We start from the raw sequence: 23,373 nt of genomic DNA on the forward strand, positions 1-23,373 counted from the left end.
GCGGCTGCCCTTCGAGCTCCATCAGCATCTCGCCCTCCAGCACGTAGCCGAACGCGGGACCGGGATGCCGGTGCGTCGTCGCGCGGACCTTCGAGACGTCCGGCATCGGCGGGAAGGCGGTCGGCGACCTGCTCGACGTCGACCTGCGCGCCCCGCACGTCCGGGTCGGCCTGCTGCACCCCGACGCGATCGCGCAGCGCGCGACGGTGTCGGGCATGGCGAACGCCCAGCACGCGATCGCGGGCGTCAACGGCGACTTCTTCAACATCAGCGAGACCCACGCGGGCGTGCCGCCCACCGGCTCCTCGTCCGGGCCGGAGGTGGACGGCGGCCGCGCGCTGAAGGCGGCCGTGCCGGACGGCCAGCGGTTCGGACCCGCGCTGCCGCCCGGGACGTCCACCCGCGACGTGATCGGCGTCGGCACCGACCGGCGCGGGCACGTGGCGAGCCTGCGGCTGGCCGGGACGGTCCGCTCCCGGCTCGGGACGCTGGAGCTGGACGGCCTCAACCAGTACGCGCTGCCCGTCGGCGGCGTCGGCGCGTTCACGAGCGACTGGGGCGCGGTGTCGCGGCAGCGCGCGGTCTGCGGCACCGACGACGCGCGCAACGACCCGTGCAGCACCGACACCGCCGAGGTCGCGGTGCGGCGCGGCGTCGTCACGGCCGTCTCGGACGCGGTCGGCGCCGGCGCGATCCCCAAGGACACGACGGTGCTCGTCGGCCGCGACGAGGGCGCCGCCGCACTGCGCGAGCTGCGCGCGGGCGACCGGGTGAAGGTCCGGTACCGGCTGACCGGGAAGGTGCGGTTCCGGTTCGCGGTGGGCGGGTTCCCGATCCTGCGCGGCGGCCGCCCCCTCGACGGCCTGGACACCGCCGGCCCCGCGCCGCGCACCGCCGCCGGCGTGAGCCGCGACGGCCGCCACCTGTACCTCGCCGTGGTGGACGGACGGTCGGAGACCAGCGGCGGCGTCACCGTCGCCGAGCTGGCGTCGCTGCTCGCGCGGGCCGGCGCGTCCGCCGCGGTGAACCTCGACGGCGGCGGATCGTCCGCCTTCGTCGCGCGCGGGCCCGGCGAGGCGTCGGCGACCGTCCGCAACGTCCCGTCCGACGGCGCCGAGCGGGCGGTCGCGAACGGGATCGGCGTGTTCTCCTGAGTCAGCGGGGCGGGCGCGGGCGCAGGTCGTCCAGCATGAGGCGGCTGAGCCGGAGGACCTCCTTCTGCGGGTCCCACAGGCCCGGCGCGTCCGTGCCCGCCCCGTGGTGCGGCCGCTCCAGATGGCGCTGCAGGCGCTCGGCGTCCGCCAGCTCCTCCTCGCCGGGCGCCTCGGGCAGCCGCCGGACGAGCCCGGCGAGCATCCCGATCACCCGCGCGTGGTCGTGCCGGAACGCCTCGGAGAACCGCAGCTCCTCGCTCTCCGCGTCCATCGCCTCCGCGTGGGTGGCGGCGATCGACCGCACGTACGTCGCCGCCTGCTCGAGCGTGTTCATCAGCCGGGTCGCGGGCCAGCGCTCCGGCTCGTCCCGCCACCGCATCCGGTAGCCGCGCAGCCTCGCCCGCGGGTTCGCGCGCATGCTGTCGCGGCCCTGCTCGTAGGCGTGCCGCGCCTGCTCCTGGACGGTCCGCAGCCGCTCGTCCGCCTCGTCCCAGCGCGGCCGCTCGTCCGGGTCGGTGACGGCGGCGGCGAGCGCGTCCATCGCCTCGGCGAGGACGTCGCGCGTCCGCTCCACCGCGTACTCGGCGCGGCGCAGGTGGAGCGGCGGGAACACCAGCGCGTTCACGGCCAGCCCCACCGCGAGGCCGAGCGCGACGTCCCCGAGCCGCGGCAGCGTGTACCCGACGGCGTCGTGGCCGCCGAGCAGCAGCGCGAACAGCGCGGTGAACGGGACCTGCGACGCCTGCCCGCCGAGCCGCCGCCACCCCGACGCCATCATGGCGAGGAACAGCACGACGGCGATGCCGGCGATGTTCGGGCCGATCCAGAGGCCGACCGGGATCGCGAGCGCGGCGCCGATGACGAACCCGGCGCCGTACGCGAGGCTCTCCCGGACGGACCGCACGACCGACGGGTACACGCCGAGCAACGCGGCGAGCGGCGCGAAGTACGGCTCGGAGTGCCCGACGGCGTACCGCGCCGCCGCCCACGCGACCACCCCCGCGAGGACCGCCTTCGCGGTGAGCTTCAGCCGTTCCCGCCAGTACCGCCACCCCGCCCAAGGCAGGACATATCCCCACAATCCGCTGATCCGCACCGCACTCCGATTCCCACCGATCGCCCAGCCATGCCACCGCGCCGGCGCCCGCCCCACCGGCGGGCCCGTCAAGCGCCCTCCCCGGGCACCCCGCCCAACCCAAGGAAAATACAATTAGGGAATGGCGAATCGCCGCGCCACGGATGTCACAAATCGCACTGCCGGGGGAACCGCACCGAACCGGAATGAGGCACGGGGGTTGACTTCCCCGCGTGGGCTCGGTTAGAAGCGAATAAAGGATTCCTTTCGGGTGCTGGATCCGGAGCGGAGGACGTCTTGACGACGGTCGTGCCGGCGGTGGACGGGCGGGGGCTTGCCGTGGAGGAGTGGGGAGAACCGGCGGGCCGTCCCGTCTTTCTCCTGCACGGCACGCCCGGCAGCAGGCTCGGCCCCATTCCCCGCCCCATGGTGCTCTACCAGCTGGGCATCCGGCTCATCACCTTCGATCGGCCGGGATATGGCCGTTCGGACCGCCGCATCGGACGCGCGGTCGCCGATGTCGCCGACGATGTACGGCGAATAGCGAACACGCTGGAATTGCGGGAATTCGCCGTGCTCGGCCGGTCCGGCGGCGGCCCGCACGCGCTCGCCTGCGCGGCGCTGCTGCCCGGCCGGGCCCGGCGGGTCGCGGCGCTCGTCGGGCTCGCGCCCGCACAGGCGGAGGGGCTCGACTGGTTCGAGGGGATGGCGGCCTCCAACACCCGCGAGTACCTCGCCGTCCGGCGGCAGGGCCCGCTGGTGTCGGCCCGGCTGCGGTCGGTCGCCGACCGGATCCGCGCCGACCCGGCCCAGTACGTCGCCGACCTGTCCGCCGAGCTGACGCAGTCCGACCGCCGCGTCGTGTCCGACGCGGGCATGCGCAGGATGTTGCTGGAGACGTTCGCCGAGGCGTTCCGCACGTCCGCGGACGGCTGGATCGACGACCTGCTCGCCTTCTGCGCGCCGTGGGGGTTCGAACTGGGCGACATCGTGGTGCCGACGATGCTGTGGCACGGCGCCAACGACACCTTCTCCCCCGCCGGGCACTCCCGCTGGCTCGCCGACCGCATCCCGACCTCGACCGTGGTCGTGCAGCCCGGGTCGGCGCATTTCGGAGCGTTCGACGTGCTCCCCGACGTGCTGACCTGGCTCGTCCAGCCGGACGGCGCACCGGGCGCCCGCACCTCACAGCGGCTGTAGTTCGAGGTCGCGGTTGACCCGCACGCCGGCGCGCACGTCGGAGATCAGCGGGTGCGGATGGTCCACGGCGAGGACGAGCAGCCCCGCGCAGGCGCGGTCCCGCAGCTCCTGGGCCTCCGAGACGCGGCCCATCGCGTTGAGGGTGACCGACAGGTTGGCCCGGCAGGCGTTGGTGTCGGGGTGGTCGTCGCCGAGCACCCCGACCAGCCTGCCGAGCGCGTCCCGCTCGAGATCGTGCGCCCGCTCCGGCTTGCCGCCGTCGGCGAGGCAGTTCGCGGAGTTCAGCACGGCGGACAGCACGTACGGATGCTCGCGGCCGAGCAGGCCGGTGAGCCGGTCGACGACGTCGCCCGCCAGCGCGCACGCCTCCTCGACGTCGCCGGCGCCGCGCAGGTAGCAGGCCAGGTTGTTACCGATCATGACGGTGTAGGGGTGGTCCGGTCCCATCTGCTCGGTGTGCTTGGCGAGGATCGTCCGGGTACGGTCACGCGCGCCGATCTTGTCGCCGAGCGCGGACATGCACGCCGCGACCTCCAGGTCGGCGGGCAGCGTGTCCGGCGAGTCCGGGAAGTACCGCTGGTAGCGGGCGAAGGTCTCCTCCGCCAGTGTCAGCGCCTCCTCGCGGTGCCCGGCCCGCCGCAACGACACCGCCAGGCTCTTGCCCGTGCGCAACGTGTCGAGAATCTGGTCGCCGAGGACGTCCAGGTAGCGCCGGTACACGTCCCGCAGCCTGGTCACCGACTCGTCGAACCTGCCGAGTTCGCGCAGGTCGCGCGCCAGGTTGGCCTCGGAGAACAGCGTGTACGGGTGGTTCTCGCCGAGGGCCGGCGACGTCCGCCGCTGCGCCAGCGTCTCGGCGTCGTACCTGCGAGCGCTCTCCGGGTCGCCGGTCAGCCGGTAGTCGACGGCGAGGTTGTGGGCGATCATCAGCGTCCGCGGGTGGTCCTCGCCCCACGGCACGGCCGCCTTCTCGTAGGTGAGCAGGTCCCGTTCCAGCGCCTCCCGGAACTTCCCCATCGCCCGCAGGTCCGCCGCCAGGTTCCCGGCCGTGATGAGCGTGTGCGGGTGCGCGGGGCCGATCGTCGGCGACTTCTCCTGCCGCTCCATCACGTCCAGGTCCAGCTCGTAGGCCTCCGCGTAGGAGCCCTGGGACCGCAGCACGTTGGCGATCTGCGACTGCAGGAACAGCCACTGCCAGTGGTCGCGGCCGAGCTTTCCGCTCCACTCGGCGCTCAACTCGCGCCCGGCCGCCATCGCGCTCTCGAAGCTGCCGCGCTTCCACTGGTAGCGGACGAGGTCGGTGAGCATCTGCCGCGTGTCCTCGTCGTCGCACTGGGCGGCGCTCGACGGCTTGACGTGCGGCAGGATCTCCTCCAGCGCCGGCCAGTTCACCGGGTCATCGGTGTCGCCGTGCTTGGGCCGCGCGCCGAGCAGGATCTTGTGCACGTCGTGGCAGGTCGTCTCGGTCGGCCCCGGCTCCATCCCGTGCCGGATCACCGCCTGCACCAGCGGGTGCACCTGGATGGAGTTGTTGCCGAGGTCGACCTTCGCCAGCGCGAACCGGCTGATCTCCCGGACGTGCTTGCCGAGCACCAGCTTGTCCCGCAGCGTCTCGTCGTAGGGCGCGAGGACGCCGGCGGTCTCGTCGCTGTAGATCAGGTCGAGCGAGATCGGCTCGGAGGAGAAGAACGCCAGCAGCTCCAGCAGCCGCGCCGCCGCCGGCGAGGCGTCCCGCAGCTGCCGGAACGTGACGTTCCAGGTCAGCGCGACCGGCTGCGGAAAGGTCTCGGTGCTCAGTGCGAGCGTGGAGGCCGTCTCGTTCTCCAGTGCCTGCAGATACTCGCTCGCCGGCATGAACGTCGACGCCAGCCACGCCGCGGCCTGCTCGATCGCCAGCGGCAGGTACCCGAGCGCCCTGCCGATCTTGCGCGCGTTGTCGTCGGAGATCTCGCCGACCCGGCGGACCAGGTGCGCGGCGGCCTCCTCCTCGGTGAACACGTCCACCGCCAGCGGCGCGGCGAGCTGCGTCCAGGCCGGGTCGCGGGAGGTGATGAGCACGTGGCCGTCGCCACCCGGCAGGTAGGGCTCCAGATCCCGCGGGTTGTCGGCGTTGTCGAAGATGAGCAGCCAGCGCGCGGTCGGCTCGCCGCGCCGCAGCGCCTCCAGCGCGGCGTTGGCGGCGTCGGTGATGCTCTCGCCGACGCGCAGGTCGATCTGCTTGGCCAGGTTCGCCAGCGCCGCGCGGATCGAGTCGGGCTGTTGCGCGCTGACCCACCACACCAGGTCGTAGTCGGCCTTGAAGCGGTGCGCGTACTCCAGCGCGACCTGCGTCTTACCGACGCCGCCGAGACCGTGCAGCGCCTGCGGCAGGACGACCCGCTGCGTCGAGCCGAGCAGTTGGTCGCGCAGCTGCTCCAGCAGCCGGCCGCGGCCGGTGAACACCGCGTTGCGGCGGTCCACGTTCCAGACCGGCGGCGCGGTACGGGCCGCGCCCGGGAACCGGGGCCCGACCCGGGAGTGCTCGGGCGCGTGCTCCATCGCCTGCCCGGGGCGGCCGAGCGCGCGGACGAGCCGGTCGGCTCCCTCACGCTCGCCGAGCCCGGTCAGGTCGATCGGCACCGGGCCGTTGAACGCCGAGCTGAGCGGCGCGTCCAGCACCCGCACGGCGGTCAGCCGGCGCTGCGGGGCGGCGGTGCGGCCGGCCAGCGAGTCCCAGGCCCGCTGCGCGTGCGGCGAGGCGGCGTAGGCGGGCGAGATGAGCACGATGGTGTGGCCGGCGGTGTCGGGCGGGTCGTCGTCGCCCCCGGCGGCGTCCACGCTGCGGGTCAGCACCCGGAACCCGGCCCGGCCCAGCACCAGGCTCATCCAGTCGACCCACGGCCGGTCCTCCGACATGTAGCTGATCAGCACGTCGGTGACCTCGGACGGGCCGCGCCGCGCGAACCGCTCCAGGGTGCCGAGCCGCAGCTCCTCGGGGACCGGCCGGTACCCGCTGACGCGCCCCTCGGTGATCTCGCCGGTCAGCCGCTCGAACGCGGCGAGCATCGAGTTCGGCGAGCCCGGCGCGTCGCCGAACGTCGCCAGGGTCTCCTCGAACGCGTAGTACGGCCGGTACGGGATCTCCACCGACAGCCAGTACCGGTTCGCGTCCTGCCGGCTCATGCCTCGCGGGAACCGGTCGAAGCACGCACGGGCGTACGCCCGCCCGGCCTCCACCTTCGCGTTCTCCCCGAAGTCGATCCGCATCGGCACCGGCAGGATGCGGATGCCGCGCTCCCGGTACCGCTCGTCGATGTGCGCGGCGATCGCGGCGGCGCCGTCGATGCTCTGATCGCTGAGCGTGAAGCAGTCGACCAGGACGTCGGGGAAGTGAACCGTGCAGATGTCGGCGATGTCGCTCAGCCCGGTGCGGCTGTCGATGAGGATGTAGTCGTAATGGCGGCGCATGTCGGCGCGGAGCGCGTCGAAGAACTGGCCGCCGCCGAGCCGGTCGTAGAAGTTGTCCCAGTCCATGCTGGTGATGAGCGACGAGTAGTCGCGGTTCTGCCGTCCCGCCGACACGAAGTCGAGCGTCCCCTCGCCCGGGAACTCCCACTCCAGCGTGACCGCGTGCCGCAGGATCCGGGCGTACTCCAGATGCCAGTCCCGCTCGTCGTTCTCGTGCTTGGTCGTCGCCGCCCACGCGTAGTCCGTGAGCAGTTCGATGACTCCGGGCGTGGCGGACACGACGTTCTGGTCGAGGAACGGATGGAAGAACTTGTGCAGCCCCGGCGACTCCAGGTCCCAGTCGACCACCAGCACCTTGTGCCCCGCCATCGCCATGATCCAGGCGACGTTGGCGAGCGCGGTCGTGCGTCCGGTACCGCCCTTGTAGGAGTAGAAGGTGACGATGGTGCCGTCGTTCGTCATGGCTTCTCCTGCGTCAGCTGTCCGGTCCCCGCAGGGTGGGCCGGGGCATGGTCGGCGGCGTCCGCGGCGGGTGCACGCTGGCCGTCTTCAGGTAACGGGTGACGGCCTCGTTGACCGCCTTCGGCAGCGCGTCGCGGAAGGCCGCCACGGACGTGACGCGCTTGGCGGAGCCGTGCAGGGCGGTGCTCTTCGGCAGCACCTCGGTGAGGTCGCCGTTCAGCTCGTCGGCCCGCGCGGAGGTCTCCGGGTCGTCGGCGTTGAACGGCGCGATCACGTTGACCGGGTCGCGGTCGAGCTGCCGGAGCCGCTTGCCGATGTCGCGGTCCTTGACCGCCCACGGGTCGACCAGCAGCACGCTCGGCGAGTCGGCGGGCCGGGCGCCGGCCTCGTCGACGCTGTCGATGATGGAGCGGTGGCCGAGCTCGGTGAGCACCTGCCCGGCGTACGCCCCGATCGGCATCGTGTGGGCCTCGCTGCGGAACGGCGTCCACTCGCGCGGCGTCCGGCCGTAGTAGTAGGAGTCGCGCCCGGGCGGAAGCCGCTGGGCGGACTGCGCGGCGAGTGCGAGCCGGATCGCCGGGCGGGACGCGCCGGGCGGGTTCTCGGCGAACGGGCTCTGCAGCGTCTCCAGGCTCGGGATGGATCGCGGCGAGAGGGCGCACTCGGCGGCGCGCTCCTTGATGAGCGCCGCGAGCCGCAGCACCGTCTCCTTGTAGTGCTCGCGGTGCCGGCCCAGTTTCATGATCCCGTACAGGCCTTCCGCGGCGTACGCGGCCGGGAACCCGGGCGGGACGTTCTGCATGGACTGCAGCGGCTGCGGCACCTCGTCGGGCCGCATCGGCATCCACAGCGCCGGGATGATCGCGGACGGCACGTCGAGCCCCGCCGACAGCGCCTGGTACCGCTTCAAAAACGCCGCCCACTCCTTTCCGCAGTAATCGCTCAGGAAGTAGGCGGGCGAGAACAATGCGACGAAGACCCGGCAGTTCGCCAGCGCGTCGGCGAGATGGTCCGGCCACTCGCCGCCCACCGGAATCTGCCTGTCCATAAAACCCGGATTCTGCATGCCCGTGGCATGCCCGACGTCCTGGCAGAGGTCGTCGAAGAACTTGACGACCCACCGGTCGGAGTTCTCCGGGCGGTACCGCGACCTGGCATAACTCAGGAAGAAGTGCGGGCGTCGCTCATCCGCCAGGAGTCTTCCGAGCATGCCGCTCCTTCCGGTTCCATCACTGTATAGCGGCAATGCCGGGCACGATACAGGTCACCGGACGCGTATTTTTACCGTGAACAGTTCTGCGCGTCAGATGACACAAAGTGGTCATCGACGGGCACTGCCCGCCCGGCCGCGGCCACCGGGCGCGGTCATCTCGTGCGCGCGTGCGCCATCCATCCGGCCGCGAAATCCACGGCCTGCCGCAGCGGCAGCAGCCGGACTCCCGCGGCCCCCACCCGGCCCCGCACCACATGGCGGGTACGGTCGAGCGCGGCGCCGATCTCCGGGAAGTCGCCGTCGTCGAGGACGACGTCCCGGTACCGCCACCATTCCGGCCGGCCACCGCGCAGCACCATGCAGCCGTACCAGCGCGTCGGCGGGTCCCGCCGGTAGCGGTACTCGGCCAGGTGCAGGGCCGTGCAGCTCGCGTAGCCGACGCCGAGCAGCAGGATCGACGCGCCCGCCTCGTAGAGCCGGGCGAGCGGCGAGCGCTCGCCGAGATGGCAGGCGGGGTCGTGGTCGCCGGCGAAGAAGCCGGCCCGGGCGTGCAGCGCGGCGAACGACGTCTGCGGATGGGCGCTGCGCACGGCCCCCGGCGACGTCCGGACGTACTCGGCCAGCGCGCCCATGCCGGTCGACGGGGTCGTCGCTGGATCGAAGGGCGGCATCGTCCGCAGGTAGCGGCGCCGCTCGTCTTCGCTCATCCCCTGCGTCCGGGCCAGGTACGCACGGGAGGTGTCGGAGTTGTCAGACGTGGCGGTGGGGACGACGATCGTCCCGGCCGGCCCGAGCACGTCGCCGAGCGCCGAGGCGACCGCCCCGGCACCGCCCTCCACCCTGCCGACCCGGCGCAGTGACGCGTGCACCAAGAGGCGGCTCCCCGGCTCGACGCCGAGCGCGCGCAGATCTTCCGCCAGCGACGCCCGGTCGCACGTGGCCCGCGCACCGGACTGGCCTCCGCACGTCGCCTCGCCCACGGGTCAGCCGGCCGTCCCTGGGGCGGGCCAGCCCTCCAAGGTGCGCCGCATTCCGGCAACGAACTGCTCACCGAGCCCCGTCAGCGCCCCGGACTCCTGAAGCGTGCGCACCGCCTCCAGCGTCTTGGGATACCAGTCGCCGAAATGCCGCCCGGCCTCGGCCGCCGTTTCCGGGTCTCGGTCGTGCGTGCGGCGCCGCCAGAAGTCGGCGACCGCGATGTGCGCGTACGTGCCCTGCAGCAGCCCCTCCAGCGGGCGCGGGTCCCTGCGCCAGGGCGCGTGGTACAGGCGGTCGTCGCGGGCATCGTAGAGGTCGACGAAGTCGAGGACGGCGCCGAGCTTGACGTGCTGGAACTCGTGGAGGAGCAGGAGGCAGAGCATCTCCGGACGGTCGGGCAGCGCGATGCCGACCGACCCGAACGCGTCCCGTGCCGCCGAGCTGACGCTACCGCCGTCCCGGGGCGCCTCCAGAGGGACGATGGTGGTGAGCGCCCCGGCGATCCCGGGCGCGTACTCCGCGTACTCCTTCTCCAGCAGCGTCCAGGCCTCCTCGAAGGACACCTGCCATCGCGCGAACCCCTCGGCGTCGAGCCGCGCCGCCGCCGGGTGCTCGTGGCAGTCGCGATAAGGGTCGAGGTCGTCGAGGGCGACGGAGAACGTCCCGGCCTTCAGGTGCCGGACGGGTTCGAGTTCCCCGGCCGCGTCCACGTGCAACGCGCCGTCGCGCACGCGGACGGTGGTGCTCTCCCTGCCGGGGACCGGGTACCGGCCGATCCCGGGGAGGTAGACCGCCCCGTCGCGGACGGCCACCGTGAGCTCGGCGCTCATCCCGGCGCGCCACGCGGCCGTGCAGGCGAGGGCGGCGAGCACTCCCTCGTCCGCCTCGGGCGGCGCGGGCCGCTCGGGCGGCGCGGACGACGCGGACGACGCGGACGACGCGGACGACGCGGACGACGCGGACGACGCGGACGGCGCACGGAGCCGGTGCACCGCCCACGCCCGCACGTACGGGTGGGCCACCGCCGAGTCGAACGCCTCAGGGGCCGACTCCGCGACCCGGCGCAGCACGTCGAACGCGGCGGCGGGACCGGCGGCGCCGGCCTTCGCGACGAGGACCCGGCGGCCGACCGCCTGGGCGCCGCGCAGCCGGCCGATCGCGTCCGACTCGCCGTACCCGGTGGCGAGCGACCGCAGCGCGGTGGGCGGAAGCGCGTGCGCGGGCCGGGCCGCGCGCCGCTGCACGTGCTCGATCACGGCGGTCAGGTCCGGGCAGTAAACACTCGGGTTGCCGAAGCCGGAGCCGTCGCCCCGGTACCGGTGGGCGAACAGCCCACCGCCGCATGTGCCGACGACCGGGCATTCACGGCACTGCGCGCACAGCGCCGCCAGTCCACCGCGCCGTGCCTCGAGGCCCGGATGCCCGGCGGCCTCGTCGACCGCGTGGCGGAAGACGTCCATCCCGGTGGCGGGCGCGCCGTCGTAGGCCGTCTTCAGCGAGTCGGCCTGCTCGTAGCTCCCGTCGGTCTCGACGACGAGCACGTCGGCGGGCTCCAGGCCAAGGGACTCGGTGAAGCTGGCCCCGCCCCGCCCGGCGCTGATGATCGAGTCGAAGATCCGCACCGGCACCGGGCGCCTGGTATCGAACCACCGGTCGGCGATCGCGATCAGCCAGTCGGCGTAGGCGGTGGCGGACGGGCGGGGCGGAGGGGCGTCCCAGGTGTGGTGGGGCCACAGGAAGTCGATCGCGGGCGGGCGGTGCGCGACGAGCGCCTCGTACACCGAGATCGGGTCGTTGGCGATGTCGATGGTGCACAGCAGGCCGGAGAACAGTTCCGGATATCCGTCGCGGAGCAGCCCGACGGCCCGCACGGCCTTGTCGTAACTGCTCCGCCCGTCACGGTACAGGCGGTGCCTGTCGTTCGCCGCCCGGTCGCCGTCCAGCGAGATGCCGACCTTGACGCCCTGCTCGCGGAACAGCTCGCAGAACCGGTCGTCGAGCAGCACGCCGTTGGTGTGCACCCGCAGGTCGACGTCGCAGACGCCGCGCAGCGGCTCGCGCAGCGCGGCGATCAGGTCGCCGAGACGGCGCGCACCGGCGAGCAGCGGCTCACCGCCGTGCAGGACGACGGAGACCTCCGTCAGGCCGTGCGCCGCTGCATGGTCGGCGATGCGCCGCGCCGTCCGCGCCATGGTCGCGACCGGCATTCCCGCCGGCCGCGCGCGCCAGCTCTGGTCGGCGTGCTCGTACACATAGCAGTGATCGCAGGCCAGGTCGCATCGCGCGTGCACCTTGAGCACGAACTGCCGCAAAGCGGTTGAGGAGGTCATTGTGCGTGATGACTATTGTCAGATATATGAGTTGAACGCCGCGACGCGGACCGGATCCGCCCCCTCCTCTCCCTTGTCGTCGATACGGGTCAGACGTGCGGCGAGGCGGGCGGCCTCGACGTCGGAGGCGAGGTCATCGAGCCCGAGTCCGCGCAGGTCAATGAGGTCCGGCGCGTCTTTGGCTTCCAGAAGGTCCACTTTGATCCATTCTCCAGAGTGATTACGGTACGTAATAATGTATGTACCGTAAGTCGTGGCGACGCTAGTCCGGGGCTACAGTCAGTCTTAGGTCAAGCAAAGTTTCATGAATGTAGCCCCCGAGTGACAGCTTTCGCAGGAAAGTCCGTGAATCCGGATTGTTCAAGTAGGACGCCCGCGCACGTGCCGCCGTGGCGCCACTGGCCGGGGCCGGACATGCGCTGGTACGTGAACTTGTGCACACAGAACTTGACGCCTGACTCCACTCTGATTCCACTCAAAGAGTGGAGGCACTGGTCGAAACGGACTTCCCGCCACTTTTCCGGGTGGCCGACGCGAGCGCGGCCGACGGGCAGCACCGGCTGCTCGCCGCGACCGCGCTCCGGCTGTCCGCGCTGCTCGCCGCCGCCGTGCTCGGCGCGTTCAGCGTGCCGGTCGGCCGCCTGGACGCGGCGGCCCTCCTCGCCGCGGCCGGGCTCGGCACGGCCCTGGTCATCGAGGTCTACCTGCTCACCGAACGGCCGGACCGCCAGTGGTACGAGTCCCGCGCCGCGGCGGAGTCCGCCAAGACCCTCATCTGGCGGTTCGCCGTCGCCGGGCAGCCCTTCGGCGCTGACGCGGGCGACCGCGCCGCCGAGTCGCTGCTGCTGCACCGCTTCTCGGTGATCCTGGGCAACATGCACGCGGTCAGCGCCGACGGCGACGACGGCAGCCGACCCCAGGTGACCGACGAGATGCGGGCGATGCGCGCGCGGCCCCTGGAGGAACGCCGGCGCGCGTACCGGACGGGCCGGATCCTCGACCAGCGCCGCTGGTACAGCCGGCGTGCGAAGGAGCACGGCCGCAGCGTCGCGCGTTGGTCGCTGTTCCTCGCGTCCATGGAGGCGCTGGGCCTCGTCGCGGCGGTGCTGAACGCGGTCGGGCTGTTCGGCCTCGACCTGCCGGGCATCGCGGGCGCGGTCGCCGCGGGCGGTCTCGCGTGGGTGCAGACCCGGCAGCACCAGCAGCTCGCGACCGCCTACGGGATCGCCGCGCAGGAGCTCGCCGACATCTCCACCCGCCTGCGATGGCCGGAGACCGAGGCGGAATGGGCGCACTTCGTGGACGAGGTCGAAGAGGCCATCTCCCGGGAACACACGCTCTGGTGGGCGTCCCATGTCTGAACCGCCCACTGCTCGCCCGCGAACGGCACACCGGAGGAAGCCCATGCGGATCGCCATCACCGGACACCGGGACCTCAACGGTCCGACGGCCGCGCTGGTGCGCCGCGAGATCCGCGCGCTGCTCGCGCCGTTCGCCGATGACCTCTGCGGTGTCTCCTGCCTGGCCGCCGGGGCCGACCAGATCTTCGCGCGGGCCGTCCTGGAGCTGGGCGGGCGGCTGGAGGTCATCGTCCCCGCGAGAGGGTACGCCGCCGTGCTCGGTGGCCGCGCCCTGCGCGGGTTCGAGGACCTGACGGCCCGCGCGTCCGGCATCCGGTGGCTCGACCACTTCGCCCCCGGTCCCGGCCCCTATCTCGAGGCCGGCCTGGCGATGCTCGACCGCGCGGACCGGCTGGTCGCCGTGTGGGACGGGGCGCCGGCGCGCGGGGGCGGCGGCACCGCCGAGATCGTGGAGCACGCGCGCCGCCGGGGCATCGCCGTCGACGTCGTCTGGCCGGGCGGGGCCGTCCGCGCCCGCGTGACCGGGCCGGACGCGATGGCGGACCGCGCGTGACACGAGGAGACCCGTCTTAGACCGCGCCACCGGGGCCGGTGGCGGTCCTCGGGGTGATGACGGCGAGGCGGGCGCCCGTGGGGTCGGTCATCGCCGCGTAGCGGCCCGGCTGGACGTCGGAGGGCGGCACGCGGATCGTCGCGCCGAGCTCGACGGCGCGGGCGGCGGCCGCGTCGCAGTCGTCCACCCAGAAGTACGGGATCCAGTGCGCCGGGTAGCGGGGCGGCCACCCGTGGTCCATGGCGACCATGCCGGCGACGGACCGGCCGTCCAGCTTCCAGTTCGTGTAAACGGAGCCGTGGTACTCGCGGTCCACCGCCTCCCAGCCGAACACCGCGCCGTAGAAGCGCCGCGCTCTGCCGGTGTCGCGGGACGCGAGCTCCGCCCAGCACATGGTGAGCGGCCGGTCGACGACGCCGAACTCGATGAGGTTGCCGGGCGTCGCGACGCCGAAGTCCGCCCCCTCCGGGTCCATGCACAGCGCCATCGAGCCGATCCCGGCGTAGTCCGTCGGCGGGGTCAGCTCCCGCCCGCCCGCGGCCTTCACCGCGTCGACGGCCGTCTGGAGGTCCGCCACCTTGAAGTAGCAGGTCCACGACGGCGGCTGCGTGTCGTCGGCGAGCGGCTGTATCCCCGCGACCTCCGGCCCTTGGACGCCCCCGAGCGTGAAGACGGTGTAGTCGCCGTAGCCGGGGACGCTCAACGTGTAGGAGTACCAGCCGAACAGCTCGGAATAGAAGGCCCTGGCGGTCTCCGGGTGCGGGCTCGCCAGGTCGATCCAGCCCGGCCGGCCGGGAGCGGGTCTCGCCGACGCGTGCGTCATCGGGCCTCCGCCACGCCGCCGGCGCCCGGCGCGATCACGGCCAGGCGCGCGCCGGCGGGATCGGCGAGGACCGAGTAGCGGCCCGGCGCGATGTCGGTGGGCGGCAGCAGGACGCGGCCGCCGAGCTCCCCGGCCCTGGCGGCCGTGGCGTCGCAGTCCTCGACCCAGATGTACGGGATCCAGTGCGGCTCGGCCTCGTACCCGTTCCTGCGCAGGTCGTCGACGCCGACGATGCCGCCGAACGACCAGCCGTCCAGCTTCAGGTTCGTGTACCGCGTGTAGTACCGGCGCTCGACCGCCTCCCAGCCGAAGACGTCGCCGTAGAAGCGGCGGGCCTCGTCGATGTCGTGGCAGGCCAGCTCCACCCAGCACATCGCGCCGGGCTCGTCGACGACGCCGGCGCCCTTGAGGTTGCCCGCCGCCCAGAGCGCGAAGTCGGCGCCCTCCGGGTCCGCGCACAGCGCCATCTCGCCGAGGTCGGAGACGCGCATGGGCGGCACCAGCTCCTGCCCGCCCGCCGCCTTGACCGCGGCGACCGTGGCGAGGATGTCGTCGGTGCGGAAGTACACCGACCAGGACGGCGGCTGCGCGTCGTCGGCGAGCCGCTGCATCCCGGCGACCTCGGGGCCCTGGACGCCGCCCAGGGTGAAGATGTCGTAGTCGTCGTACTCCGGGATGGTCAGCGTGTACACGTACCACCCGAACAGGCTGCAGTAGAACTCCCGGGACGCCTTCGCGTCGGGGCTCGCGAGTTCCGCCCAGGACGGTCGTCCGGGGGCGTGTCCGTTCACTTCGGGCATAGTCCAGCCTTCAGAGCGCACATGCCCCCACGTTATGGGCGGATGTGCCATCGTCACGGACGCGGCGATTCCGGAATATCCCAAAGACCGCCCAAAATTGCCCCAATCGGGAGCGTCTAGACGCTCACGACGTCCTGCAGCAGGCCCCACACGAAGTGCGCCACGTACGACGACCCGTCCGGCGCGGCGAAGCCGACGTGCCAGCGGCTCGGCGCGTCGCCGTCCTGGTGCGCCAGCCCGTCCCACCGGGCGGCCAGATCGCCGACCACGCACGTCCACGGGGCGAGGTCGTCGACGGTCCGCAGCTCCGGCACCGGCGACCCCGGCTCCCGGACGAGCCACTCCCGCGCCACCGAACCGTCCGGCGCCATCGTGATCTCGAACCGCAGGCCGGGCCACAGCGGGAACGGCGGCCACGACGCCACCTCGCACACGACGTCGCCGACGCGCCGCTCGCCGGCGTCCGCGGGCGGGCCGAGGACCGCCTCGTAGCGGCGGCGCCCGCGCGGGAACGTCCGGGACCGCAGGATCCGCTGCCAGCGCGCGTTGACCTCGCGCATCTCGGTGCGCGAGGAGTCCAGCACGCGCACCGCGTCCTCGACGAGGCCGGGCTGGTAGTCCGCCATCCGGCGCAGCAGCACGAGCTGGAACTCGCGCCGCGCCAACCCCTTCACGCGGCCACGCTACCGCTCGGCCAGGGACGTCCCGACGGGGCGCCGGCGGCCGGCTCCGCGGGGATCAGACCTTCTTCGCGCCGATCGCGGCCATCATGGCCGGCCAGCTGAGGTTGACCTCGCGGCGCCAGTACTTCCAGTTGTGCATGCCCGGGCCGTACAGGTGGGAGGTGATGGGGACGCCGGCGCGCTTGGCGGCGTTCACGAAGTTGACGGTCATCTGCCCGGCGAGGTCCTCGCCGACGCGTCCCGCGGCGCCGGGCGGGGTGCTCGGGTCGTCGTAGGGGCCCGGCTTGCCGTTGCCGGACGAGATGTAGACGCCGATGCCCTTGAGGTTGCGCACGTTGACGGCCGCGTCGTGCGACTCCCAGTTCGACCGGTTGAAGATGGGGTCGCCCCAGATCGAGGTGCCCGCCTCCTTGTTCATCACGGTCAGCACCGCGGGCATGCCCGGCGCGGTGATGTTGAGGGGGCCGCTGTAGGCGGCGGCGTACTTGAAGTACCCCCGGTGGCGCTCGGCGTAGGTGATGGAGCCCTGCCCGCCGGACGACAGGCCCATCGCGGCGCGCGACGGCCCGGCGTGGAAGTTGCTCTCCATCAGCGGGATGACCTCGGAGATGTGGAAGCTCTCCCACTCGGGGATGCCGCCCTTGCCGCCGTTCCACCAGTTGGTGTACGAGCCGTTCGAGCCGCCCTCGGGCATGACGACCATCGCGTTCCATGCCTTCGCGACGTTCTCGATGTGGCCGTCGTGGCTCCAGGACGTGTACTTGTTGTTGCCGCCGTGGTAGGCGTACACGACCGGGTAGGTCTTGGTGTCGCTCGCCTTCCAGCCCTTGGGGACGAACACCCGCGTCTGCACGACCGCGCCGAGCGCCGGGGAGGCGATGCTGACGTCGAACTCCTGCGCGTTCACCTTCTTGATCGCGGTGATGGTCGCGCCGTCGGGGGCCTTGCGGTACTTGCCGTCGCTGACGCCCGGGGGCAGGTGCGGCTTCTTGCCGTGCGAGCCCTTGTTCTTGTCGGGGTCGTTCGAGGCGGGCGAGCCGCCGGTGCCGAACGGGTTGCCGCCGTGCGTCAGCGGCACGTTCGGGACCTTGATCGGCTTGCTCGCGGAGGGGGAGCCGCTCGGTGAGGGCGAGCCGGTGACCTGCGTCGGCTGGGTGGGCGGCCCGAACGAGGGGATCGGCTGCGCGTTGCCGGCGGCCTCCGGCTTGCCCTTCGGCACCCCGACCCCGGCCTGGGCCAGCCCGACCATGACGGCCGGGAGGATCACGGCCGCCGCCGCCGTCCCGGCGATGGCGATCTTCCTGTCGGTACGCTTCTTCATGGACTCCCCAGCCGATCAGACCGATCCGGACCGCGCGCCAGTCCCGGCCTTGTGCTCACTCGCCCGAAGAAACTACTGTCCCGGCAGTCACATCCGCAAGTATTGACAAAAATTACAATAATTCTTCCGGATTCCGGCTCGTCCGAATGTCGGAGTCCGAGCCGTCCGTTGTTTCCGGCCGCTTGCCCCTCCCCCAGCCGTCCTCCGCTCCCGCAGTACCGGAACGGCCGAGGACCCGGGCGGCACGGGGCCGCCCGGGTCTCACGCACTGTCAGGCGCCGGCTCTCAGCCGGTCACTGGGAGAAGACGTACTTAGCGGTGAGGGTCGCGGACGACGGGCACAGGAGGCCGCTCGTCTTCTGGACGGTCTGGTTGGTGAAGCTCACGGTGACCGGGAACGTGCTGCCGCTGTAGGTGCCGTGGATGGTGCCGCCGTAGGTGCAGCCGACGGCGCTCACCGAGAAGCCGCTGAGGGTGGCGGTGCCGCCGCTCAGGCTGCCGCTCCACGGGAGGTTCTGCGGCGTCACGGTGACGCCGCAGCCCGTGATGGTCGCGGAGGTGACGGAGAGCGCGCCCGCCGTGGTGATGGTGCCGCCGAGGGTGGAACCGGTGCAGGACGCGGGGACGCCCGCGTTGATCGTCATGGTTCCGGAGAGGTTCGCGGTGAAGGGGCCGGCCGTCCACGCCAGGGCGGGGGCGGCGGTCGCGGCGACGGCGATCGCGGTGGCGGCGGCGGAGGTCGAGGCGATGGCGGCGATCTTCTTGATGCGGGACAAGGCGGTCCTCGTTTCGGGACGGCGGGCGTCGCGCCTGCACCCGGGAATGGGGTGGGAGATCCGCGATCCGGACGTCCGTTCCGCCCATGTCGGGTGGGCGATAGGAGCGTCCCGGCGTCGGGACCCGGTGCCCGGAAACCGTCGCGCCACTCGACATCAGCGACCGGACACCTTGGTAGAACGCGTTCTAGTGAGAACGTAGACAGCGACCGGGAATCCGTCAATACCCCGATTCGGATTCTCAGGCCACAGCCCCTGTCATCGCAGGATCCGGCCGAGTCAGAAAGGCAGTGGAACCGAATCCCGCTGCAATTCGGACGGCAGCGAGATGGTCTTCGGGCAGCCAAATCGCATTCCGCGCCGCGAGGCCCGGCCGCGTCAGCGGACGCGCACCGATCGGGAGATCTCCTGATGGACGGGGCTCTGCAGCACCATCCGGTAGGTGTGCGCACCCGCCGTGTCCCCGCTCTGCGTAGCACCCGCTCGCCCGGCCGACCTCGAAGTCGCCGCTCACCCTGACGAGCGGCATCATCGGCACCCCCGCCTACATGGCGCCCGAGCAGTTCGCGGGGGAGGCGGCCGGTCCGGCGGTGGACGTCTTCGCCTGGGGCTCGGTGATCGCGTTCGCGACTCGGTGTCGCGGGCGATGCCGAAGTCGATGACCCGCGGCCCGTCCGGGCCGAGCAGGACGTTGGACGGCTTGAAGTCGCGGTGCACGACGCCGGCCTCGTGGATCGCCGCGAGGGCGGTCGCGGTCGCGACGGCGAGCCGCTGCAGCGCCGCGCCGCCCCCGCCCCCGGGGCGCGGGAGGGTCAGCCGAAGCGTTCCCGCAGCGCCGGGAGGAGGTCGCCCTCCGCCCAGGTGCGGAAGTCCTTCTGGTGGTCGGGCCCGCTCTGGCAGAACGAGATGTGCGTGAACCCCGCGTCCTTCCACTGCTGGACGGCCTGGAGGTAGTCCTCCACGTTGTCGCCGCACGGCACGGACTCGGCGACGTCGTCCGGCCGGACGGTCTTCGCGGCGGCCTCGAAGTTGACCGTGCCCGGAAGCTCCGCCATCACCTTCCAGGCCGGGGCCGAGAACTTCCAGTAGCGGTGCGCCCGCTGCTTGCACTCCTCATAGTCCTGCCCGTAGGCGACGGGGATCTGCCCGTAGACGGGCTTGCCCTCGCCGCCCTCGCGGTGGAAGAGGCTCACCACGTCGCCGACGGGCTGGTCGGAGATGAGCAGGTCGGCATGCTGCGCGGCCAGCCGACCGGCACGCGGGCCGAACGCGGCCATGCCGATCCGGACGGGCTGGTCCGGCATGTCCCACAGCTTCGCGGAGTCGACCCGGAAGTGCTTCCCCTCGTAGTTGACGTAGTCCCCGGAGAACAGCGCCCGGATGATCTCGACGGCCTCGGCGAACATTTCGTGCCGCACGTCCACCGACGGCCAGCCGCGCCCGACGACGTGCTCGTTCAGGTTCTCGCCCGCGCCCAGGCCGAGGGTGAACCGCCCGTCCGACAGCACCCCCACCGTGGCGGCCTTCTGCGCCACCACCGCCGGGTGGTACCGCATGATCGGGCAGGTCACGAACGTCATCAGCGGGATGCGGTGGGTCGCCTGGGCGAGGGCGCCGAGGACCGACCACGCGTAGGCCGAGTGCCCCTGGTCCTCCAGCCACGGGAAGTAGTGGTCGGAGATGACGGAGTAGTCGAAGCCGGCGTCCTCTGCCTCGACGAGGTCGGTGACGAGCTGTTTGGGCGGTGTCTGCTCGCAGAGCAGCGTGTATCCGAATTCCATGACGGCTCGGTACCCGAGGGAACGCGCCCAATCGCCGGAACGCGCCGGATTCAGTGGCCGAGGAGGTCCATGATGTCGTCGGCGTGCTCCTCCTCCTCGGCGAGGATGTCCTCCATGAGGCGGCGGGTGGTGACGTCCCCGTCGCCGAGCCACCGGATGATCTCCTGGTACGACTCGATGACGATCCGCTCGGCGACCAGGTTCTCTTCGAGCATGCCCTTGAGGTCGCCGTCATCGAAGGTCTCGTACGTGGTGTGCGACCGCTTCGCCAGCGTCTCGGGATTGAAGTCGGGGTCGCCGCCGAGCTGGCTGATCCGCTCCGCGGCGCGCATCGCGTGGTCGCGCTCCTCGTCGGCGTGCTCGGTGAACTCGGCGGCGACCTGCGCGCGGTCGATTCCGGTGGCGCTGATCGCGTGCCGCGAGTAGCGCATCCAGCAGACGATCTCGGTGGCGAGCACGTCGTTGAGGACGCCGATGACCTCGTCGGGACTGCGCTTGTAGCCGGTCGTCACCGGCCCGTCGGCCATCTTCTGCCGGGCGCGTTCCCGGATCCTCGCCACGTCGATGCTGAAGCTGCTCTCGGCCATGCCTCTCCTCCTGGTCAGCGCGGGTGCCCCTTCCCCCTACCCAGCCCCAGATCTCCATGCCTGCAAGGGGAGACGGCCATACGGCGAGGCGATGGAAGGGGCGCGGAACGGCGCGACACTCACAGTGACGACACCCCTACTTGGACACGTTCTGTCACGCGTGCTATACGTAGAGCTATCTCGCCACGACCTGTGGCGGGAAAGGGACATCCGGGCTCCACCTTGAGATCCGGGCGTGACAAGGAAGAAAAGGAACCACATGAAGTCCTTCAGCTACACCGAGCTGGACAAGCTGGCCGGCGAGGTTCTGCCGGAGCGCGCGGTGCTGTCCACCCTTCTCGTCGGTGGCGGCAGCGACAACGACAACGAGAACCTCAACTTCAACCACGGCGGCGGCCACGACGGCGGCACGACCGCGGTCGTCCCGAACTGCCAGAGCAACATCACGCACTCGCAGGGCGGGCTCATCGGCGCGCTGGGTCTCAGCTCCGAGAACCCCAACTCGTCGTTCACCTGCGCCAGCAGCACGGTGGTCTCGGGTCACTGATCCGAAACGACGCACTAGCGGGCTCCGGCCCGCAGGGGAAGGGCTGGCGTTCTCCCGCCGGCCCTTCCCCCCTTTTCCGGAAAATCTGTGACGAGCTGTAAGGCGACCGATGAGCCAGACCAACCCTCAGACGTTCAGCTACGCGGAACTCGACCGGCTGTCGGGCGAGGTACTGCCGGAGCGGGCCGTGCTGTCGACCCTGCTCGCGGGCGGCGGCGACAACGGCAACAAGAACCTCAACCTCAACGACGGCGGGTCCGGCGCGGCCGACTCCGAGGTCACCTACGCCTGCCAGTACACGCACTCGACCGGCACGCCCGGCCTCCTCGGCACCGGCCTGCTCGCCGAGTCCGGCTACACGACGACGACCTGCGTCCCGGTCGCGGTCGGCCACCAGAACGCATGAGCGGAGCGCACCGGAAGGCCGCCTCCCCGCCACGAGCGGCCGCGAGCGCCCCCGCGCGCCCGGCGGGCACGGAACGCCCGCCGGGCACGGAGCCCCCGGCGGACGCGGAACCGCCGGGCACCGCTCGTCCCGCCGACGCGGGGCCGGCCGCGGCGGGAGGCGCGGCGTCCGTCGCGACGGCGCGGCCCGCCGCGCTCCTCACCCTGCCGGTCCTGGCCGAGGGCGTGGAGCTGGTCGGCGAGTTCAAGAACTCCGGCTACCGCGAACCGCCGCAGCTCGTCTGCCTGCCGAACCGGCAGCTCGTCCGGCTGCCGCCGCTGCTGTTCCTGGTCGCGAAGGCGCTGCACGAGCACCGCGACCTCGCCCGCACCGCCGACATCGAGACGGCGCTGGACCGGGTGGCCGAGGCCGTCTCGCGCGAGGCGGGCGCCCGGCTCACCGGCGAACAGGTCATCTACCTCGCCGACCGCAAGCTCGCGCCGCTCGGCGTCACCACCTACAGCGACGGCACCGCGCCGCCCGTGGTGAAGGCCGACCCGTTCCTCGGGCTCCGGTTCCGGATCGCGGTGTTCCCCGAGTCGGTCACCTGGTTCGTCGCGGGCCTGTTCGCCTGGCTGTTCCGGCCGGTCGTGCTCGTGCTCACGCTGATCGCCGTCGTCTCCGCCGAGACCTGGGTGCTGGCCACCCGGTCGATGAGCACGGCGCTGCAGCACGCCATCCTCGCCCCGGTGAGCATCCTGCTGATCATGGCGCTCGGGGTGGCGTCGTGCGCGTTCCACGAGATCGGGCACGCCGCCGCCTGCCGGTACGGGGGCGTCCGCCCCGGCGTGATGGGCTGCGGCATCTACCTGGTCTGGCCGGCGTTCTACACCGACATCACCGAGTCGTACCGGCTCGGCCGCCTCGGGCGGCTGCGCGCCGACCTCGCCGGCGTCTACTTCAACGGCATCTTCGTCGTCGCGCTGACGCTGCTGTACGTGGAGACGGGCTTCGAGCCGCTGCTCGTCGCCGTGCTGTACGTCAACCTCGAGATCCTGCAGCAGCTGCTGCCGACGCTGCGGTTCGACGGCTACTACATCATGTCGGACCTCGTCGGGGTCCCCGACCTGTTCAAGTACATCGGGCCCATCCTGCGGCGGGCGCTGCTGCTGCGCCGCGCCGACACCCGGCTGAACGACCTGAAGCGCTGGCCGCAGATCTTCGTCACGATGTGGGTGCTGGTCATCGTCCCGGTGATGCTGTTCCAGCTCGGCCTGATCTCCACGCAGGTCCCCGGGCTGATCCGGATGGACTGGCGGAAGATCCAGGGCCTGGCCGCCGAGGCCGCGCACGGCGCCGGCGCGCTGCAGCTGATCGCCTCCGGGCTGCAGATCGTGCTGCTGGTGCTGCCGCTGCTGGGACTCGCGCTCATCGCGTTCCGGTTGCTGCGCGGCGCGGTGCGGATGGCCGTCAAGTACGTGAACGGGCCGACCGCCGAGCCGGTGCCCGGAGCCTGACGCCCGCCCCTGACCCTGACCGCGCGGAGCGGGCCGCCGATGTGGCGGCCCGTTCCGCCTTTCTCTGTTGACTGCGCCTGCGCCCGCGCCGCTGTATCCGGCCTGTATCGGCTTTGTCGGTCCCGCTCGTAGCGTCGCCTCCGTCCCTCGAAACGGAAGGAGCCGACCATGCTCGGAAAGATCGAGGCGCTGGGCGAGCGGATGCTCACCCGGCTGGTCCCGCGGACGCGCGCCGCGGCCAGCACCGGCTACTGGTGCTGGAACGAAGGGCCCTGCGGCATCGAGTGCCTGGTGAAGAGGTGCTGCTACCTGTCCGGCAGCGGCACCTCCTGCAGCTGCGTCTACGTCTGCTGACCCGCACGGCCAGGCACGTCATCGGT

At 72.1% G+C, this 23,373-nt stretch carries 21 protein-coding genes and 2 pseudogenes; 8 read left to right on the forward strand and 15 right to left on the reverse strand.

Going from position 1 to position 23,373, the window contains the following annotated elements; translation table 11 throughout:
• A pseudogene (locus tag ABZ914_RS14760) lies at nt 1-217 on the reverse strand (hypothetical protein); the annotation flags it as partial.
• On the opposite strand from ABZ914_RS14760, the gene ABZ914_RS14765 reads away from it, so the two are divergent.
• Nucleotides 216-1,154, forward strand: a complete 939-nt coding sequence (locus ABZ914_RS14765; RefSeq protein ID WP_500193454.1) for a phosphodiester glycosidase family protein — start codon at nt 216-218, stop codon at nt 1,152-1,154. The pseudogene ABZ914_RS14760 and the gene ABZ914_RS14765 overlap by 2 nt on opposite strands.
• Nucleotide 1,155: 1 nt before the next feature.
• Here ABZ914_RS14765 and ABZ914_RS14770 read toward each other — a convergent pair whose 3' ends face one another.
• Nucleotides 1,156-2,250, reverse strand: a complete 1,095-nt coding sequence (locus ABZ914_RS14770; protein WP_500193455.1) for an FUSC family protein — start codon at nt 2,248-2,250, stop codon at nt 1,156-1,158.
• A 276-nt stretch (nt 2,251-2,526) separates the two neighbouring features.
• On the opposite strand from ABZ914_RS14770, the gene ABZ914_RS14775 reads away from it, so the two are divergent.
• Entirely contained in the window at nt 2,527-3,429 is a 903-nt protein-coding gene (locus tag ABZ914_RS14775) for an alpha/beta hydrolase (RefSeq protein ID WP_433148590.1), read from the forward strand.
• On the opposite strand, the gene fxsT is transcribed toward ABZ914_RS14775, so the two are convergent.
• The 5 genes from fxsT to ABZ914_RS14800 all read right to left on the reverse strand — a co-directional run bounded on the left by fxsT (nt 3,415) and on the right by ABZ914_RS14800 (nt 12,057).
• Complete coding sequence (gene fxsT, locus ABZ914_RS14780) at nt 3,415-7,338, reverse strand: FxSxx-COOH system tetratricopeptide repeat protein (RefSeq protein ID WP_500193456.1); 3,924 nt, start codon at nt 7,336-7,338, stop codon at nt 3,415-3,417. The genes ABZ914_RS14775 and fxsT overlap by 15 nt on opposite strands.
• Before the next feature lie 13 nt (nt 7,339-7,351).
• Entirely contained in the window at nt 7,352-8,548 is a 1,197-nt protein-coding gene (locus tag ABZ914_RS14785; protein ID WP_387022804.1) for a TIR-like protein FxsC, read from the reverse strand.
• A gap of 155 nt (nt 8,549-8,703) precedes the next feature.
• On the reverse strand, nt 8,704-9,531 hold the full coding sequence (locus tag ABZ914_RS14790; RefSeq protein WP_500193457.1) for an AAC(3) family N-acetyltransferase: 828 nt from the start codon (nt 9,529-9,531) through the stop codon (nt 8,704-8,706).
• Between the two features lie 3 nt (nt 9,532-9,534).
• Nucleotides 9,535-11,859, reverse strand: a complete 2,325-nt coding sequence (locus tag ABZ914_RS14795; RefSeq protein WP_500193458.1) for an FxsB family cyclophane-forming radical SAM/SPASM peptide maturase — start codon at nt 11,857-11,859, stop codon at nt 9,535-9,537.
• An 18-nt stretch (nt 11,860-11,877) separates the two neighbouring features.
• A complete protein-coding gene (locus ABZ914_RS14800) occupies nt 11,878-12,057 on the reverse strand; it encodes an FxSxx-COOH-like cyclophane-containing RiPP peptide (RefSeq protein WP_500193460.1) in 180 nt (59 codons plus the stop codon).
• Between the two features lie 284 nt (nt 12,058-12,341).
• Here ABZ914_RS14800 and ABZ914_RS14805 point away from each other — a divergent pair, with 284 nt between their 5' ends.
• Together ABZ914_RS14805 and ABZ914_RS14810 are read left to right on the forward strand one after the other, a co-directional pair.
• The gene (locus tag ABZ914_RS14805) at nt 12,342-13,220 is read left to right on the forward strand and encodes a DUF4231 domain-containing protein (protein ID WP_500193461.1); all 879 of its coding nucleotides are present in this window, start codon (nt 12,342-12,344) and stop codon (nt 13,218-13,220) included.
• A gap of 43 nt (nt 13,221-13,263) precedes the next feature.
• On the forward strand, nt 13,264-13,773 hold the full coding sequence (locus ABZ914_RS14810) for a hypothetical protein (protein WP_500193462.1): 510 nt from the start codon (nt 13,264-13,266) through the stop codon (nt 13,771-13,773).
• A gap of 16 nt (nt 13,774-13,789) precedes the next feature.
• Here the strand turns inward: ABZ914_RS14810 and ABZ914_RS14815 are convergent, their stop codons facing one another.
• The 8 genes and pseudogenes from ABZ914_RS14815 to ABZ914_RS14850 form a co-directional block, all read right to left on the reverse strand.
• Complete coding sequence (locus ABZ914_RS14815; protein WP_500193463.1) at nt 13,790-14,596, reverse strand: VOC family protein; 807 nt, start codon at nt 14,594-14,596, stop codon at nt 13,790-13,792.
• Nucleotides 14,593-15,387 carry a VOC family protein gene (locus ABZ914_RS14820; RefSeq protein ID WP_500193464.1) on the reverse strand — a complete coding sequence of 265 codons (795 nt, stop codon included), beginning with the start codon at nt 15,385-15,387 and terminating at the stop codon, nt 14,593-14,595. Before ABZ914_RS14820 ends, ABZ914_RS14815 begins: the two co-directional genes overlap by 4 nt.
• A 125-nt stretch (nt 15,388-15,512) precedes the next feature.
• Entirely contained in the window at nt 15,513-16,070 is a 558-nt protein-coding gene (locus ABZ914_RS14825; RefSeq protein WP_500193465.1) for a hypothetical protein, read from the reverse strand.
• 64 nt (nt 16,071-16,134) lie between these two features.
• Entirely contained in the window at nt 16,135-17,400 is a 1,266-nt protein-coding gene (locus ABZ914_RS14830) for an alpha/beta hydrolase (protein ID WP_500193466.1), read from the reverse strand.
• A 293-nt stretch (nt 17,401-17,693) separates the two neighbouring features.
• On the reverse strand, nt 17,694-18,176 hold the full coding sequence (locus ABZ914_RS14835; protein WP_190856949.1) for a PraA/PraB family alkane oxidation protein activator: 483 nt from the start codon (nt 18,174-18,176) through the stop codon (nt 17,694-17,696).
• A 639-nt stretch (nt 18,177-18,815) separates the two neighbouring features.
• A pseudogene (locus ABZ914_RS14840) lies at nt 18,816-18,968 on the reverse strand (protein kinase domain-containing protein); the annotation flags it as partial.
• 20 nt (nt 18,969-18,988) lie between these two features.
• On the reverse strand, nt 18,989-19,957 hold the full coding sequence (locus ABZ914_RS14845) for a TIGR03557 family F420-dependent LLM class oxidoreductase (protein ID WP_500193468.1): 969 nt from the start codon (nt 19,955-19,957) through the stop codon (nt 18,989-18,991).
• A gap of 50 nt (nt 19,958-20,007) precedes the next feature.
• Nucleotides 20,008-20,544 carry a ferritin-like domain-containing protein gene (locus ABZ914_RS14850; RefSeq protein WP_500193469.1) on the reverse strand — a complete coding sequence of 179 codons (537 nt, stop codon included), beginning with the start codon at nt 20,542-20,544 and terminating at the stop codon, nt 20,008-20,010.
• A 259-nt stretch (nt 20,545-20,803) separates the two neighbouring features.
• On the opposite strand from ABZ914_RS14850, the gene ABZ914_RS14855 reads away from it, so the two are divergent.
• From ABZ914_RS14855 to ABZ914_RS14870, 4 genes are all read left to right on the forward strand, one after another.
• Nucleotides 20,804-21,091: a hypothetical protein gene (locus tag ABZ914_RS14855; RefSeq protein ID WP_190856946.1), complete on the forward strand. Its 288-nt coding sequence runs from the start codon at nt 20,804-20,806 to the stop codon at nt 21,089-21,091.
• A gap of 109 nt (nt 21,092-21,200) precedes the next feature.
• A complete protein-coding gene (locus ABZ914_RS14860) occupies nt 21,201-21,497 on the forward strand; it encodes a hypothetical protein (RefSeq protein WP_190856945.1) in 297 nt (98 codons plus the stop codon).
• Entirely contained in the window at nt 21,494-22,993 is a 1,500-nt protein-coding gene (locus tag ABZ914_RS14865; protein WP_500193470.1) for a zinc metalloprotease, read from the forward strand. Before ABZ914_RS14860 ends, ABZ914_RS14865 begins: the two co-directional genes overlap by 4 nt.
• A 168-nt stretch (nt 22,994-23,161) precedes the next feature.
• Nucleotides 23,162-23,347, forward strand: coding sequence for a hypothetical protein (locus tag ABZ914_RS14870; RefSeq protein ID WP_190856943.1), 186 nt, complete (start codon nt 23,162-23,164; stop codon nt 23,345-23,347).
• The last annotated feature ends 26 nt before the right edge of the window (nt 23,348-23,373 follow it).

Source organism: Spirillospora sp. NPDC046719, from assembly GCF_040645715.1.
Taxonomy (GTDB): Bacteria; Actinomycetota; Actinomycetes; order Streptosporangiales; family Streptosporangiaceae; genus Spirillospora.

Excerpts from the sequence above, each read along its gene's own strand:
- ABZ914_RS14765 (WP_500193454.1), top strand. The coding sequence starts at position 216 with ATGGCGAACGCCCAGCACGCGATCGCGGGCGTCAACGGCGACTTCTTC.
- fxsT (WP_500193456.1), bottom strand. The coding sequence starts at position 7,338 with ATGACGAACGACGGCACCATCGTCACCTTCTACTCCTACAAGGGCGGT.
- ABZ914_RS14785 (WP_387022804.1), bottom strand. The coding sequence starts at position 8,548 with ATGCTCGGAAGACTCCTGGCGGATGAGCGACGCCCGCACTTCTTCCTG.
- ABZ914_RS14795 (WP_500193458.1), bottom strand. The coding sequence starts at position 11,859 with ATGACCTCCTCAACCGCTTTGCGGCAGTTCGTGCTCAAGGTGCACGCG.
- ABZ914_RS14810 (WP_500193462.1), top strand. The coding sequence starts at position 13,264 with ATGCGGATCGCCATCACCGGACACCGGGACCTCAACGGTCCGACGGCC.
- ABZ914_RS14815 (WP_500193463.1), bottom strand. The coding sequence starts at position 14,596 with ATGACGCACGCGTCGGCGAGACCCGCTCCCGGCCGGCCGGGCTGGATC.
- ABZ914_RS14830 (WP_500193466.1), bottom strand. The coding sequence starts at position 17,400 with ATGAAGAAGCGTACCGACAGGAAGATCGCCATCGCCGGGACGGCGGCG.
- ABZ914_RS14845 (WP_500193468.1), bottom strand. The coding sequence starts at position 19,957 with ATGGAATTCGGATACACGCTGCTCTGCGAGCAGACACCGCCCAAACAG.
- ABZ914_RS14850 (WP_500193469.1), bottom strand. The coding sequence starts at position 20,544 with ATGGCCGAGAGCAGCTTCAGCATCGACGTGGCGAGGATCCGGGAACGC.
- ABZ914_RS14855 (WP_190856946.1), top strand. The coding sequence starts at position 20,804 with ATGAAGTCCTTCAGCTACACCGAGCTGGACAAGCTGGCCGGCGAGGTT.
- ABZ914_RS14860 (WP_190856945.1), top strand. The coding sequence starts at position 21,201 with ATGAGCCAGACCAACCCTCAGACGTTCAGCTACGCGGAACTCGACCGG.
- ABZ914_RS14865 (WP_500193470.1), top strand. The coding sequence starts at position 21,494 with ATGAGCGGAGCGCACCGGAAGGCCGCCTCCCCGCCACGAGCGGCCGCG.
- ABZ914_RS14870 (WP_190856943.1), top strand. The coding sequence starts at position 23,162 with ATGCTCGGAAAGATCGAGGCGCTGGGCGAGCGGATGCTCACCCGGCTG.